Below are 11,335 nucleotides of genomic sequence, written 5' to 3' on the forward strand. Positions count from 1 at the left end.
AACAGCGCGAGAGGAACGGCGAGGGCGCCAGAATCCTTGCCGGCCCTCACCGGATCAGAGAATGCGGACCGCGCCAAAGCGGGGATCGAAATCGACCCTCCAAACGCGCAGGTCAGTGAAGCCGAACTGTCGGGTTATCTGGAAGACTGGTCGTTGAAGTCGTGGCTCACCACCCACGATCACAAGCGCATTGGCTGGCTTTACATGGTGTCGATTACGGCATTTTTTTTCGTCGGCGGCGCGGCCGCGGCCATGATGCGGTTGAATCTGAGCACGCCGCAAGGCGCGCTGGTCTCGGCCGACACTTATAACCGGTTGTTTACTGCGCACGGCGTCATCAGCTGGTACATATACGTGGTGGGCGGGGTCTTTACGCTGGGTGCGCTTTATGCGGGCGGCGTGGATACGGGGTGGACCTTTTACACGCCGTTTTCGACGATGTTCTCAAACGGCAACGTGATAGTCGCGGTGACTGGCGTGTTCGTTGTCGGTTTTTCCTCCATCCTGACCGGGTTGAACTTTATTGTCACCGTGCACACGATGCGCGCGCCGGGCATGACCTTTTTCCGCTTGCCGCTCTTCGTATGGGCCAACTACGCCACCTCGATCATCCTCGTGCTGGCCACGCCGGTGCTGGCAAATGACGCTCGCGTTGGTCGGGGCCGAACGCCTGCTGCATATCGGTATCTTCGATCCGGCCCTGGGCGGCGATCCGCTGCTTTTCCAGCACCTTTTCTGGTTCTACTCGCATCCTGCCGTCTACATCACGGTGCTGCCGGCGATGGGCGTGGCGAGTCAGATCATTCCGTGCTTTGCGCGCAAGCGCATTTTCGGCTACCGCTTCATGGCGTATGCAATCCTTGGTATTGCATCGCTCGGTTTTCTGGTTTGGGGTCACCACATGTTCGTGTCGGGTCAGTCGATGTACGCGAGCATGGTGTTCTCGCTGCTGTCTTTTCTCGTTGCGATTCCGTCGGCCATCAAGGTCTTCAACTGGACGGCGACACTCTACAAGGGCCGCATTACATTTTCCGCGCCCATGCTTTGTGCGTTCGGCTTCGTGGGCCTTTTCACCATCGGCGGTCTTGCAGGGTTGACACTGGCCTCGCTGGCGCTGGACGTGCACCTGACGGACACCTATTACGTCGTCGCGCACTTTCACTACATCATGGTCGGCGGCACGGTGATGGCGTACCTGGGCGGCATCCACTTCTGTTGGCCGAAGATGACGGGACGCATGTACCCGGAAATGTTGGGCCGCGTGGCCGCTCTGATTATTTTGTCGGCTTCAATCTGACCTTCTTCCCGCAGTACCTGCTCGGCTTCGAAGGCATGCCTCGCCGCTATCACGCCTATCCGCCGGAGTTTCAGGTGCTGAACGTCCTGTCGTCGGCCGGTGCTTCGATACTCGCAGTCGGCTACCTGTTGCCAATCGGCTATCTGATATGGTCGCTGTTCTACGGCGAGCGTGCCGGATCCAACCCGTGGCGTGCCACCGGCCTCGAATGACAAACGTCCTCACCGCCGCCCAAGCATAACTTTGAACACACGCCCATCGTGCAGCGAGATGCGTACGAGTACGATCCGGAAACCGGAAACGAGGCGCCGCAATGACGCTTCACGCCGAACAGTTCGATACCGCCGCGCAACAGGAAGCAGCCTCGACACTGGGCATGTGGACTTTTCTTGCGACGGAGTTGATGTTGTTCGGCCCGCTCTTTTTTGGTTACCACTACGGACGCATGCATTTTGCCGAAGGCTTTGCCGCTGCGAGCCGCCACACCGATATTGTGCTCGGCACGATCAACACGGCCGTTCTGTTGACGAGTAGCCATGCTGATGGCGATTGCCGTTCAAGCAAGGAAAATGGATGCAGTGCGGCTCGCCGCATGCATGCTGCTTTTCACGGCCGCGCTTGGCGCCGTCTTCCTCGTCATCAAGGGCGCCGAGTATTGGAAAGAGTGGCATGAGCACCTCGTGCCAGATTTAGGCTTTGCTTTTCCCGATTCGCGCCATGCCGACGCTGCTCAATTGTTCTATTTCCTCTATTTCGGCATGACCGGGCTTCATGCACTGCATCTGATCATCGGCTATATCATGGTTGTTGTCTTTGCGCTTGGCCTTTCACGCGGCGAGCGCCGATTTGCTGCAGCTGACCGCATCGAGGTGGCCGGCCTTTACTGGCACTCCGTCGACGTCGTGTGGATTTTTCTTTATCCCTTGCTATGCCTCGTCGGAAGGAGTAGCGGGTGAGCTCGCATGATGCGCATCGGTATGTGGGCCAACTTAAGGTGTAGGCTGCACTTTTGGCATTGCTGCTGCTGACGTTCAGCAGTTCGTACCTGAAGCTCGGCCCATGGAATAGCGTGATCAACTTCGGTATTGCGACGGCAAAAGCGTTGCTCGTGGCGCTCTACTTCATGCACCTGCCGGGCGTCCGCGATGATGCGCATCGCCGCCATCGCCGCATTGCTGACACTGGAGTTGCTGTTCGGCTTGAGCTATACCGATTACTCGACACGTGCGATCAATGTTGCGCCATGGCAGGCACCGGCGGCGCCACAAGATGCGGGAGCAGCTGCGTCGTGAACAGAGCCAGTGGTCTACTGACCGCCGAGTGCATCTCTTCAAAGACGGTTGGGCTTTACCGCCGACATGGTCGATACCGGATGCTCGCGGCGATGCAACTGCAAGTAATCAGCGCCTTCGATCGTCTCTCAGCGGCGGGTCTTGGCAGGCGGCCGTAGCGCGCGTCTCGCAATTGTGTCCCGGCCTGAGCGGGCATATGTGTTGCGCGTGTCGTCCGTATGGCGGCGAAGTTGCTGGACGGCGATTGAGGAGGGAGACAGTCATGAGAAAGATTATTTTAGGCGTGTACGACAGCTACGCAGACGCGTGTTCTGCGCAGCGGGCGCTGGGCGATGCGGGCGTTGAGCAGGCTGATATCGCCATTTACTCTATGTCGGCCGATGTCCCAGTCGAAAAAGGGCCGCGCGTCTATGCGCCCGGCGGTGGCGATGTGCGCCATCACAAGCCGGTCTTTGACCAACTCGAGCAACTGTTCGCACGGCTCTTCAGGCGGGGCGAGTATCCGCCGGAAACGGAGGATTACAGGGAATTCATCCGCCGTGGCGGAACGGTTGTCAGCGCCGATGTCGCCGAAATGCAAGTCGATCTGGCGCGTGAGGCGATGCGCCGCGCGGGCGCAGCCGACATCGGGGAGCGCGCGAATGCATGGCGGAGTGGTTCCGCGGAAACAGGCATGTCGGAACCCGCGCCAGATCCCGGTAGCCCGGCGGCCTCCGATTCCTCCCGCCAATACGAGTCGGCAATGGGGCGACAGGACGACACGATGGCAAGCAGCGGACGGATCGCGGGCACGGCGCCTTCGTTGGACGAAATGGAAAAACCCGTCACCTCGCGCGACACGTCGCCGGGTTCGGCATTGCCGCCGGAATCTGCCAGCGATGCTTCTGCCGCCGCCGGGACGGAAACGCCGCGCACTGCATCGCCGTCGGCCGGACCGAACATGGTCGGCGGGATGCAGCAGGTAACAACGCGCACCGAGGAGGGAAGATTCGAGCCGCCTATGGAGCAAAGACAGCAGTTATCGGGTGTACCCGATGTCGGATTTGCACGAACATCGGCGGGCGTCGACGCGGATCTTAAAACCCGCGCAGCGGCTTCACCAGATACCAGCGCGGGCACGGCTGGCGCAAAGGCGCGGCAGACGTCGGGGACAGGCCTCGTGGGCGATCCTGTCATGGGCACCCCGCTGGACGATGACCCCTACGACGATGAATTTCGCAAGGACTATGACGCTCGCTATGCGAACATGGGGGGCTCATACGACGAATATCGGCGCGCCTACACGCATGGCGCCACGCTTGGGCAGGACGAGCGATTTCGTATGCAGGACTGGCAACAGGTGGAGCCCAGCGCTCGCGAGCATTGGGAGTCGCGTTATCCGGAAAGTGGCTGGGAAAGATTCAAGGCTGCCGTGCGGCACGGTTGGGAACGCGTTACAGGTCACTGACACTGCTCGCCGTCTCGCTGATGCGATCGCTGATCGCACGCAGACCGACGGCGTGTTGGGGTTGGCCGAGATGCGTAGCCAGGCGTTTTCGCATGGAATTTCCCGCATGGCCTAAATGGGTCCGTCGGTAACGCGTTGTAAAATCGCGGCGTTTTAACCGACGGGCACGGCCAACGGGCCCGTCGTGGGTGCAGTCCGTGAGATGCCCGTACCCGCGGCTTCGGGAGTTGATGAAGCGACGTATGGGTTGTATCCGGCTCAGAAGCGTGTGGCGTGCGATCGAACTTGTGGCGGGAGGTGAACGTGAGCATCCTCGTGGTCAGCTTGTTGGTTCTTGTCATGGCGGTGCCGTATTCCAACGCGCGTGCTGACGTTGACCAACGCTGCGTATCCGTTCAGGTCAGCATTTGTAATTCCACATTGGCGCAATGCGAATGCACTTCTTCCGGTCGGACGAACGATGCCAATAGCGTGGCCGAACAGCAGAGAAGGTGCACTCAGGATTGCCATGAGGCATATCAAAAGTGTGTCGCTGATGCGGCGCGAGCGTGTTACCGATAGACGGGAGTCCGGCGCGTTCCGCAGTACGTGGGCTGGCATCACCCAACGTCCGGACATCGACTGTGCGTAGACGACGCGTGAGGCACGGGGATATTTGTTAGTCAGCGGCATCGGGCAATGCGCCAGGTTCGCTGATTGCTCACCGACCGCTCACGAATCCTGACACGCATCCGTTGCGTTTCGATGCATATGATCCGCGCGACGAACGGCGCCGCGAGTCGCTGCTCGGTCTCGGCAATGGCGTGCTGTTCGTGCGTGCAAGCGCGCCCGAACAACGCCTTGCGCGTGCGTCCGCGTACCCGACAGACCACGCGCCTAACCACGCGCCAGATGAAGCGCACGCGCACTATCCCGGCATCTATCGCGCGGGGGCTCTACAACACGGTGACAGCATGCGCGAACGGCGAGACTTTGCGCGCGGCGTTTCTGCCGCGCTTGCCGGATGCGACGGTGCTTGCGGTACGGCGCAGCGGCGAGCCGTGGCTCGGTACGCACACGGCGCAACTCGTTCGCTACACGCATGCGCTCGACATGGAGACGGCGCAAGCAACGCGTACGCCGCTGCTGCGCTTCGCGGACAGCACGACGCAGATCGTCGAATCGCGTTTTGTCAGCGCGGCGCATCCGTCCGTGTTCGTGATCCGCTGGCGGGTCACGGCGTGCGACTGGTCGGGACTGCTCGATATCGCCGATGGCACGGACGGCGACGTGCGCAACGCAATCGTCGAAAGACAGCGCGCGTTCGATGGCCGCCATATCGTCGATGTGATGCACGCGATGCAGCCCGATGGCGTGCTGCTGACGAGCGCGAGATTATCGGGCGCGCAGGTGAGCATCGCGATTGGATCGCGTGTGGATGTGCAGTGCGCGAGTGAGGAGATCGGGCCGTGCGTCGAATGGAAAGCGGGCGCGGCCTGCTTCACGCGTCGTACTGTGTATCTTCACGCGGGCGAGACGATATGCGTCGATAAGATCGTGTCGGTGCATACGTCGCGCGATGCGCTCGCGCCCGATCCTACCGATGCGGCGCTTGCGAGCGTGCGGCGCGCGGGCAACGCGGACAGTCTGTATGACGCGCATCTTCGCTCATGGCAGCCGACGTCGGACGGCGTGCGCGCCGATGGCGACGGTGAGCGGCTCGTGCGTCAACTGAATCTGCGCGCATTCCACGTGCTGCAAACGGTATCCGCGCATTCGGCGCTCGAGGACGCCGGCATTCCCGCGCGCGGCTGGCATGAGGGCTACCACGGTCATGTGTTCTGGGACGACCTGTTCGTGCTGCCCGTCGTCACGCGCGATGAGCCGGATCATGCGCGCGGGCCGCTGCTCTATCGCTACCGGCGTCTCGATGTGGCTCGATCGGCGGCGCGCGCGGCGGATCTCGAAGGCGCGATGTATCCGTGGCGAAGCGCGGCAACGGGCGATGAAGAAACACCGCGCCTGCAGTTCAATCCGCTCGATGGCCACTGGATGCACGACCACACGCGTCTCGAACGGCATGTCGGTTCGTCGATCGCGTGGAATATCTGGCGCCACTGGGGCGCATCGGCGGATGACGGGTTCTTTCGCGATCGCGGCGCGGAAATGATCATCGAAATCGCGCGCTTCTGGGCGAGCGCAGCGGCCTTCGACGAACAGAGCGGCCGCTATGCGATCGACGGCGTGATCGGGCCGGACGAGTACCACGATCTATCGCCGCAAACGCCCTGGCCCGGCTTGCGCAACAACGCGTACACGAACGTGATGGCGATGTGGACGCTGCGATGCGCGCACAAGGCGCTCGCATCGCTCGTCGAGCGCGACCGCGCCGCGCTGGCGCGCAAGATTGCGTTGCGCGACGACGAGCCTCGTCGATGGCTCGACGTTGCGCGCAATCTGGCCGTGCCTTTCGTCGACGATGGCGTGATCGAACAGTTCGAAGGCTTCGCGCGCCTGCGGCGAACTGCCGATCCGAAAGGACTCACCGATGACGGCGCGCGCGTGGACTGGTCGCTCGAACGCTCCGGCGATACGGTGAATGCATGGCAGGTCGCGAAGCAGCCCGATGTCGTGATGCTGTTCCATCTACTGGGCGAGACGAACTTGCGCGCGTTGCTCGCGCAGGCGGGCTATGCGTTCGACGCGGCCGCTGCGCGCCGCACGCTCGAGTATTACCTCGCTCGCATGACGCACGAATCGAGTCTGTCGCAGGTGGGGTGCGCCGGCGCGCTCGCGCGCGGCCAGCCCGAGCGCTCATGGCAGTACTTCTCCAACGCGCTGACAACCGATGTCACGCCGCGCGAGGGCAGCGCTCACGAGGGATTGCATCTGGGCGCGCTGGCAGGGGCGCTCGATGTCGTCGTGCGTCACTATGGCGGCGTCGACTTCGAAGACGGCGTGTTGCAGTTCGATCCCGCATGGCCGCGCGAATTGCCACGAACGCGCCTGTCGCTGATGTTCCGTCATCAGCAGTTGCAACTCGAAGGCAGCACGCAGGCCGTTGCGCTGCGCGCCACGCGCGACAACACACAGGGCGTCGCTGTTGCAGCACGTGGACAACGCTTCCTGCTCGAACCAGGCGCTGTGTTGACGATACGCGCGGGCAGCGGCGCTGTGGCGATCACATGACAGGAATGCCAGTCTTATTGGAGTATTTTTCTTGGCGTCAGGAAAGACCGGATCGACAACATGCAGGGGATATCGTCAATGAACGACACATGGACGAGAATATTCGACGTCAATCTGCTGCCACCGTTCGGGACTTGCCAGTCGGGTACAACTGCGCCGCCGCGCGACTGACATTGATGCGATGCCACGCGTGGCGGCGTGAAGGAGCCGCGGAAATGGTCCGCCAGGCTGGAGAAACCACTTTCACGCGATGCAAATGGCTGGCGGTGGCGTAATGGTTGTGATGCGAATGCGCTGCGGCGCGGTACAGCCGAGGCATGTTGATAGGCGCTGGCGCTCCATTCATCCAGGCGCGGATTGTTATAAGATCCGCGGCGCGTGCACCGGATGAACTGGCGCCGAGCAGTGCAATGATCACTGGGTTGCCCGACACTAAGGCGTCCACGACTATGCAGCGTCCGGCCTCGCGCGTGTAGCCGGTTTTGGCCAGGCGGACGTCCCAGTCCGGCCAAAGCACCACGGGATCGGTGTTGTGATAGAACCTGATCCGGCCGCGAACAGCCTGTTCATATCTTGCCAGCGTGGTGAACGAACTGATCATCGGATAGCGCGTGGCCGCTAACGCCATCATGATGACATCACGAGCGGTAGAGACATTGTCCGGCGAAAGGCCGCTTGGATCGCCGAAGTGCGTGTCGGTCATGCGTAGCGCGCGCGCCTTGCTGTTCATCGCGCCGACGAACGCCAACTGACCGCCAGGGTACGCGCGCGACAGAGCGGAGGCAGCGCGATTGTCGGATGTCACGAGCGCCATACGAAGCATGTCCTCGCGTTCGAGCGAAGTGCCGATGGAAAGGTGCGAACCCGAGTGCTTGAGGCGGTCGATGTCGGCGTCTTCAACAGTCACGGTCTCGGTCAACACCTGCGCCTGGTCAATCACGACCATCGCTGTCATCAGCTTCGTCAGCGACGCGATCGGTCTAACATCATCAGCATTCTTTTCCAGCAGGACTTCGCCGCGCGCGATGTCGTACACGATCGCACTGCGGGAATACAGCGAGGGTGTGTCGGCCCACGCGCACACGGCCGCGATTGCCAGCAGCAACGCACCACCGAGTTTCAGCATTTTGGTTTGATACCTTCGTGCTGCGAGCCGCAACCAGAGAGGCAGGACTGGCCCCGCGCGTAACTTCTTTCTCCCATAGGGAAAGCAGAAATGCGTGCAGGACGAACACATTCTATCCGCACGCAATCGAACTGAAACGATAGCGTTAGTACCAACGCCGTTATCGGGCCGTCGGCGCTTTCGATGTTCTTTGGCGGCCCGCAAATTGCCCAGTCAGCGTATGGCCGTGACGGTGCACGAACGATTTAAGCCATCGCCCTCGCACACCTCGATCGACGGAAGCATCACGGGAGTATTGCAATGGAGCCTCGGCGCCGGGGCGAGGCGCACAGTGGTTGGATGTTCAGGCGACGAGCGACCGCCTGATCTCCAGAAGGCTGCGAGCTAACGGATACCAACCTCCAGACGGCGCATTGGATACCACGACCAGGACGCCGGCCAGGGCGTCCCTCGAAAAGGATGGCGTGGATCGGCAACCCGTCGCGCTCAATGTGGCCGGCGCAGGCTGTCGGCATATGATGGGGGCCGCGTCGGGTGTCGTCTTCGGGTTATTACTCGCGGCCGCGGGGCCGTTACTCTGGCGGTATGCAGAGGTCACGGGGCAATCTGCGCAGACGGATAGATGGCTGGCTGCGTTGGCGTTATTTGTCGGTCTGTTTCTCACGACTTGCGCTGGACTGGCGTTGCTGGGCTCGGCGGTTTCGACAGGAGGAAACGACAGAGTCGACAAGGCAGCCGACCAGCCGGCGCATGAGTTCAACCAGGCCGCCGCGCACTACCGCTTGAGCACAATCAGTCATTGGACCAAGGTCCAATACAACATTCTCTTCAGGTTGTATAAGCTGAAGACTCTCTCACAGGAACACCAACGCCGCCCTCATGGGAGTTCGCCATGAAAGGGTACGCTCGGGCGTTGCAAGCGGACTGCAGTGCGAGGCAAGCGATGAGCACGGTTGCGATCGGTAGTTCACGTAGATCGACGTTTTGTCGCCAATCAATTGTCAATCCAGCCCCGGAGTCCTGATGCGTGCATGGCTCTCTCTTCCTCTGTGTGTCTTGCCATTTCTGACCGCCGGCTGCAACACGCCGCCGATTCCACCAGGCAAGCCCGTCGATATTCCAACTGCTCTTGAGCAGGTTCTTCAGGGCCTGTGCAATTTCAGGAAGACTGAAGCGGCACGGAAACAGGACCGGGGCGTTGCTATCGACTCGATTACCGTAGAGCTCGACCTGACCGTCGACGGCGCAAGAAATCCGCCGGTGGCCGTCGCGCCGGATATTCAGTTCATCCCCACGGTGAGCTACGGACAGATCATCACCGCGAACCGGGGAAGCCGACTCGTTCTTTCGTTGAAGAAAACGGACTCCGGCAACGCGTCTGCGGACGTCGAGTGCAATGCCTCCAGCCCCGCTCAATAGGCGGCGACTTAGTCATCCCAGGTGTGCGACGGTTCATCATCATCGGATTCGCTTCAGAAGAACGTATCTGTGGGACAGCACATGCGACAGGCTGCGCTGGAGATTGTCATCGCTGTGGCACTCGCAGCAATCATCAACTCGTCGAGACAAGGGCAGGGCATTTCGGCCGCGAACCCCTGCTGCGTGGATGCTGAGAGCGCGCCAAGTCTAACAGTGGACAAAGTCCAGTGGAGTCCATTGCGGTCGATTTTAGCGGCGTAGGTTTTGGCGTAGGTTTCAGTAAGGAAGTCCGCTGGACAAGGCCGTGTCACTACTTCTCCGAAAACGAACTTTACCAGGTTCCGGTTGGCTCTACTCGTTGGGGCAGGTCAGGCGCGTGAAGAGTTCGCCATCGTCGTCGCCGGCCTGTCCAGCGCGACGGCGTTAGGCGCGCCGCTGGGCACCTTCATTGGTGGATGGCTGGGCTGGCGCTCGACGATGTGGTTCGTCGCCGCCGTCGCCGCGCTGGCCGCGATCGGTGTGGCTCGGCTCCTGCAAGACGTCCCGACGCTGCCACCCGTTAGCTTGGCGCGCCGGCTGGCGCCGCTCGGCGATTTACGCGTGCTGCTGACTTTGGCGACAACCTGGCTGGCGTATGCCGGCATCTTCCTCGTCTATACCTACATCGGCTTGAGCTTCGACCGCGCCACCGGCGGTGACGCGCGCGTGCTCGCCGGGTTGCTGCTGCTTTGGGGCATGGCCGCGACCGTCGGCAATCTGGCCGCCGGTCGTTTGACCGACCGCTTCGGTAGCCGCCGCATTATCAACGAGGCCATTGCCGTCGTCGCCCTTGACTTCGCGCTTTTGCCGTGGACCTCGGCCTCGCTCGCGACCGCCGTGCCCGCGCTCGTCGTTTGGGGCGTGTGCGGCTGGGGGTTGCTCGTGCCTCAGCAACACCGCCTGATCAGCATCACGCCCACCGCGGCGCCGGTGTTGCTGGGGCTGAACTCGGCCGCCATCTATATCGGCGTATCGATGTCGGGAGTCATCGGTGGCGCGACCGTCACCTGGTTCGACCGCCATATCCTCGGGCTCGTCGGCGCGGCTTTCATCGCGGTGGCGCTCTTCGTCGCCGAATGGCCGCACCGACGTATTACGCAACCAGATCGTCAGCCCGTTGAAACGGTCGGTACTTCATAAAAAACGGGGCGATCATGCGTGAACGGACTTAAGCCCAACGTATGATCGTCCCCGTCGCGTTATGGGGTCCGCCACAACCTCATCTATTACAACAGGCCCCGAAAAAGGCGGCCACTTTCGCGCTCTTTTGCAAACGTCGCGACGCGCCCTGGTTTCAACGAGCATGTCAACGTCGAACTGAAATGGCCGAACACTAGCCGGGCCAAGTGCGCGCTGGATGGCCGTTGAACTTTCGAAAGCGGCCGTAGGCACGGCATTCGTCTGAATGGCGGGAACGGGTGTGCGCCGTGAAAAGGTGGCGCTTTCCAGCGGGTGCAAGCCCCGCCCGGCAACCGCTCCAGCCGGAAGCAACCGGAGCAGCTATGGAGGCAACGAAGTGGCTGAAGCCTTCGGTGATGCGTGTCACG

At 61.6% G+C, this 11,335-nt stretch carries 10 protein-coding genes and 2 pseudogenes; 10 read left to right on the top strand and 2 right to left on the bottom strand.

The window, feature by feature from the left end:
- Nucleotides 1-204: 204 nt before the first annotated feature.
- The 3 genes and pseudogenes from VSR68_RS41270 to VSR68_RS41280 all read left to right on the top strand — a co-directional run.
- Nucleotides 205-582: pseudogene (locus tag VSR68_RS41270) on the top strand (cbb3-type cytochrome c oxidase subunit I); the annotation flags it as partial.
- Nucleotides 583-640: 58 nt separating this feature from the next.
- A complete protein-coding gene (locus tag VSR68_RS41275; RefSeq protein WP_342945180.1) occupies nucleotides 641-1,297 on the top strand; it encodes a cbb3-type cytochrome c oxidase subunit I in 657 nt (218 codons plus the stop codon).
- A 35-nt stretch (nucleotides 1,298-1,332) separates the two neighbouring features.
- Entirely contained in the window at nucleotides 1,333-1,509 is a 177-nt protein-coding gene (locus tag VSR68_RS41280; RefSeq protein WP_342945190.1) for a hypothetical protein, read from the top strand.
- On the opposite strand, the gene VSR68_RS41285 is transcribed toward VSR68_RS41280, so the two are convergent.
- Nucleotides 1,458-1,835 (bottom strand): hypothetical protein, encoded by a 378-nt coding sequence (locus VSR68_RS41285; protein WP_342945181.1) that lies wholly within the window; start codon nucleotides 1,833-1,835, stop codon nucleotides 1,458-1,460. The genes VSR68_RS41280 and VSR68_RS41285 overlap by 52 nt on opposite strands.
- On the opposite strand from VSR68_RS41285, the gene VSR68_RS41290 reads away from it, so the two are divergent.
- The 5 genes and pseudogenes from VSR68_RS41290 to VSR68_RS41310 all read left to right on the top strand — a co-directional run bounded on the left by VSR68_RS41290 (nucleotide 1,834) and on the right by VSR68_RS41310 (nucleotide 7,204).
- Nucleotides 1,834-2,253, top strand: a complete 420-nt coding sequence (locus VSR68_RS41290) for a cytochrome c oxidase subunit 3 (RefSeq protein ID WP_342945182.1) — start codon at nucleotides 1,834-1,836, stop codon at nucleotides 2,251-2,253. The genes VSR68_RS41285 and VSR68_RS41290 overlap by 2 nt on opposite strands.
- Before the next feature lie 59 nt (nucleotides 2,254-2,312).
- A pseudogene (locus VSR68_RS41295) lies at nucleotides 2,313-2,372 on the top strand (hypothetical protein); the annotation flags it as partial.
- A 70-nt stretch (nucleotides 2,373-2,442) separates the two neighbouring features.
- On the top strand, nucleotides 2,443-2,589 hold the full coding sequence (locus tag VSR68_RS41300; protein ID WP_342945191.1) for a hypothetical protein: 147 nt from the start codon (nucleotides 2,443-2,445) through the stop codon (nucleotides 2,587-2,589).
- A gap of 262 nt (nucleotides 2,590-2,851) precedes the next feature.
- Entirely contained in the window at nucleotides 2,852-4,036 is a 1,185-nt protein-coding gene (locus VSR68_RS41305) for a hypothetical protein (protein WP_342945183.1), read from the top strand.
- An 891-nt stretch (nucleotides 4,037-4,927) separates the two neighbouring features.
- Nucleotides 4,928-7,204 carry a glycosyl hydrolase family 65 protein gene (locus VSR68_RS41310; RefSeq protein WP_342945184.1) on the top strand — a complete coding sequence of 759 codons (2,277 nt, stop codon included), beginning with the start codon at nucleotides 4,928-4,930 and terminating at the stop codon, nucleotides 7,202-7,204.
- Between the two features lie 109 nt (nucleotides 7,205-7,313).
- On the opposite strand, the gene VSR68_RS41315 is transcribed toward VSR68_RS41310, so the two are convergent.
- Entirely contained in the window at nucleotides 7,314-8,330 is a 1,017-nt protein-coding gene (locus VSR68_RS41315) for a D-alanyl-D-alanine carboxypeptidase family protein (RefSeq protein ID WP_342945185.1), read from the bottom strand.
- 1,023 nt (nucleotides 8,331-9,353) lie between these two features.
- On the opposite strand from VSR68_RS41315, the gene VSR68_RS41320 reads away from it, so the two are divergent.
- Complete coding sequence (locus VSR68_RS41320; protein ID WP_342945186.1) at nucleotides 9,354-9,749, top strand: hypothetical protein; 396 nt, start codon at nucleotides 9,354-9,356, stop codon at nucleotides 9,747-9,749.
- A gap of 345 nt (nucleotides 9,750-10,094) precedes the next feature.
- Complete coding sequence (locus VSR68_RS41325; RefSeq protein ID WP_342945187.1) at nucleotides 10,095-10,928, top strand: MFS transporter; 834 nt, start codon at nucleotides 10,095-10,097, stop codon at nucleotides 10,926-10,928.
- The last annotated feature ends 407 nt before the right edge of the window (nucleotides 10,929-11,335 follow it).

Source organism: Paraburkholderia phymatum (assembly GCF_038900715.1).
Taxonomy (GTDB): domain Bacteria; phylum Pseudomonadota; class Gammaproteobacteria; order Burkholderiales; family Burkholderiaceae; genus Paraburkholderia; species Paraburkholderia phymatum_A.

Excerpts from the sequence above, each read along its gene's own strand:
- VSR68_RS41275 (WP_342945180.1), top strand. The coding sequence starts at position 641 with ATGACGCTCGCGTTGGTCGGGGCCGAACGCCTGCTGCATATCGGTATC.
- VSR68_RS41280 (WP_342945190.1), top strand. The coding sequence starts at position 1,333 with ATGCCTCGCCGCTATCACGCCTATCCGCCGGAGTTTCAGGTGCTGAAC.
- VSR68_RS41290 (WP_342945182.1), top strand. The coding sequence starts at position 1,834 with ATGCTGATGGCGATTGCCGTTCAAGCAAGGAAAATGGATGCAGTGCGG.
- VSR68_RS41285 (WP_342945181.1), bottom strand. The coding sequence starts at position 1,835 with ATGGCTACTCGTCAACAGAACGGCCGTGTTGATCGTGCCGAGCACAAT.
- VSR68_RS41300 (WP_342945191.1), top strand. The coding sequence starts at position 2,443 with ATGATGCGCATCGCCGCCATCGCCGCATTGCTGACACTGGAGTTGCTG.
- VSR68_RS41305 (WP_342945183.1), top strand. The coding sequence starts at position 2,852 with ATGAGAAAGATTATTTTAGGCGTGTACGACAGCTACGCAGACGCGTGT.
- VSR68_RS41310 (WP_342945184.1), top strand. The coding sequence starts at position 4,928 with ATGAAGCGCACGCGCACTATCCCGGCATCTATCGCGCGGGGGCTCTAC.
- VSR68_RS41315 (WP_342945185.1), bottom strand. The coding sequence starts at position 8,330 with ATGCTGAAACTCGGTGGTGCGTTGCTGCTGGCAATCGCGGCCGTGTGC.
- VSR68_RS41320 (WP_342945186.1), top strand. The coding sequence starts at position 9,354 with ATGCGTGCATGGCTCTCTCTTCCTCTGTGTGTCTTGCCATTTCTGACC.